This is a genomic window from Wolbachia endosymbiont of Glossina morsitans morsitans, from assembly GCF_000689175.1.
In the GTDB taxonomy this organism is placed as follows: domain Bacteria; phylum Pseudomonadota; class Alphaproteobacteria; order Rickettsiales; family Anaplasmataceae; genus Wolbachia; species Wolbachia pipientis.
This window is the reverse complement of the sequence record NZ_AWUH01000079.1, coordinates 1-2,247: the sequence shown is the minus strand read 5'-3', so window position 1 is coordinate 2,247 and position 2,247 is coordinate 1. Positions and strand designations below refer to the sequence as shown.

The window sequence follows — 2,247 nt, the reverse complement described above, 5'->3', positions numbered from 1 at the left end:
TGAACGCTAATAATAGCGTGAGTGTTAAAAGGTAAAGGATCATTTGTATGTCCATGGCCTACCCCTTTCATTGTAAATACAGGAAAGTTAACACTTTTTGCAAACCTTTCTTTTACAACTTCAACAAGGTTATCGTTATAGCAGTTAACGAAATCCCCAAAGATTACTGCATGTACTCCATCAAAGATGTGAGCTTGTTTTAGGTGATCTAAACTGCGCTCTATTGCGTATGGGTAGACTCTTATGTCCTCTAAAAATAGAATTTTACCTTTCGCATTTATTTGCCAAACAGTTCCTATACTGTTTTCAACTAGAGTCATATTACCACCGATGATTTTAGACTTTAATCTGCCATCTTTTAGTCTAATGCCATTATTTATCATCTTTAGCTTATCAAATCTGATAGAATCCTGCTTGTTAAGAATTAACTCTTTCAATTTTTTAACAGAGCTTTCAGAAATGGAGTTATTTACTATCATTTCCAACATGGTGCCGTGAAGAGTTTGCCAATTATATTTAGCTTGTAGATAGGTGTGCAAGGCAGTTATATCGCTATAGCCTATGAGGATTTTTTTGTTTTGAGCAATCCTTTCTTTTTTATCATTGGGTAACTTTTCTAGATAGGGAATTAACCGAGAAGCCCCTTCTCCTCCTCTGATACACCAGATTATTTTACTATCACCGGTTAGTGCACTAATCAAATCATTTGCTCTGAATTCATCAGAGTTGGAATAAAATGGATTATCATTACTATATATTTTCTCCGAAATATGGGGATTAAAATCCAAAGCTTCTACATATTCTTTTATAGTAGTCAGATCTAATTCTTTTCCCTTCGAAGAAGGAGCAATAATATCAACTTGGTCGATTGCATGAATACCTGTGTTAGCACATAAAGTGAGAATGAAATATAAAAGGTAAACAATCATTAAAATATCTTATAAAACTCTTTTTTTAGTATATCATCCAATTCAGAGAGTGGAACTTTCACTCCTAGTTCTTCCATTGACGTGACGCCATAACCTTGCAACCCACAAGGAATAATACCCTTATAGTGAGAGAGGTCTGGAAAGACGTTAAGCGCTATGCCATGATAAGTTACCCATTTTCTTAAACGGATACCAAAAGCTGCAATCTTTTTTCTTACTCCGTTATGGTTTACCCAAATGCCTATTCTATCTTCTCTAAACTCTCCAAGTATATTAAATTGCTTTAAAACATTTATGATCCACTTACTTAGATCTCTAATATATAGCTTTATATCGCATTTGTTTCTTTTTTTAAGGTTTAACATTAAATATATAATGCGCTGTCCTGGACCATGATATGTGTGTTTACCACCCCTTCCTGTTTTATATATGGGAAATAGTTTTTCAACAATATCATCAGCTGTTGCACTGATTCCTGCAGTGTAAAGTGGAGGGTGCTGGAGTAGCCATACCAATTCGTCTGCTGAATTATTGTGAATTTGTTGAATTTTCTCTTCCATAGATTTTACGGCACAGTTATAATCAATAAGCTGATTAGATATTAGCCATTCTGTCATGTTCAATTCCTTTTTTTTAGTATAGCAGTTCGTTTTTTCCTGTTGTTCCAGTGTGTGAAACTGGGCGCAGCCTTTCTTATTCCTAATATACTTAATACTAACTTCTGTGCTATTTCTCCTTAACAAACATAGTACATGACAAATGTTTAATTATTTGTCAACACAGGTCCTCTTTACGTATAGGCAACTTTTTTTATTGAAAAATTCAGAAAAATGTTGTATAATTATTAGTGGATTTTAGGTAGAATATATGGCAAACTCAAAATTTAGCATAACTTTCAACAACGAAATGTCAGAGTGTCTTGCTGGACTGGCTAAAATAAGAAATCAGTCCATTAAAGAACTAACAGAGAAGCTAATACAAGAAGCAATTGAAAATGAGGAAGATAAAATACTAATTGAGCGTGCTGCTAAACGTAATGTTTCAGGTGTAAAGAAAATTAGAAGTGAGGATGTAGACTGGAATACAATATTATCTTCATAGAAAGCGTTCTTGAGAAAGACCTTCCAGCTCTTCCAAAAACAATAAGATTGAGGATCATAAATGCGATAAATAAGCGCCTTACAGTTGATCCCATTAACCTTGGTGAGCCATTATATTACAGTATTTAAAGGACAAAGAAGATTAAGGGTAGGTGATTATCGCGTTATCTATTACCGTAAATATTATAAAATATGAAGTGGTTATCACAGAGATAGGA

3 protein-coding genes are annotated in these 2,247 nt (G+C 33.8%); 1 reads left to right on the top strand and 2 read right to left on the bottom strand.

Translation table 11 applies throughout. The features are described from left to right. On the bottom strand, window positions 1-929 hold a 929-nt coding region (locus WGMM_RS01805; protein ID WP_038249220.1), incomplete at its 3' end, for an LD-carboxypeptidase. Continuing rightward, window positions 929-1,597: a lipoyl(octanoyl) transferase LipB gene (gene lipB / locus WGMM_RS01800; protein WP_275039474.1), complete on the bottom strand. Its 669-nt coding sequence runs from the start codon at window positions 1,595-1,597 to the stop codon at window positions 929-931. The genes WGMM_RS01805 and lipB, both read right to left, overlap by 1 nt. A gap of 199 nt (window positions 1,598-1,796) precedes the next feature. Between lipB and WGMM_RS01795 the strand changes: the two genes are divergently transcribed. Continuing rightward, complete coding sequence (locus tag WGMM_RS01795; RefSeq protein ID WP_038249214.1) at window positions 1,797-2,030, top strand: DUF6290 family protein; 234 nt, start codon at window positions 1,797-1,799, stop codon at window positions 2,028-2,030. The last annotated feature ends 217 nt before the right edge of the window (window positions 2,031-2,247 follow it).

Coding starts and splice junctions, on each gene's coding strand:
- WGMM_RS01795 (WP_038249214.1), top strand. CDS start 1,797: ATGGCAAACTCAAAATTTAGCATAACTTTCAACAACGAAATGTCAGAG.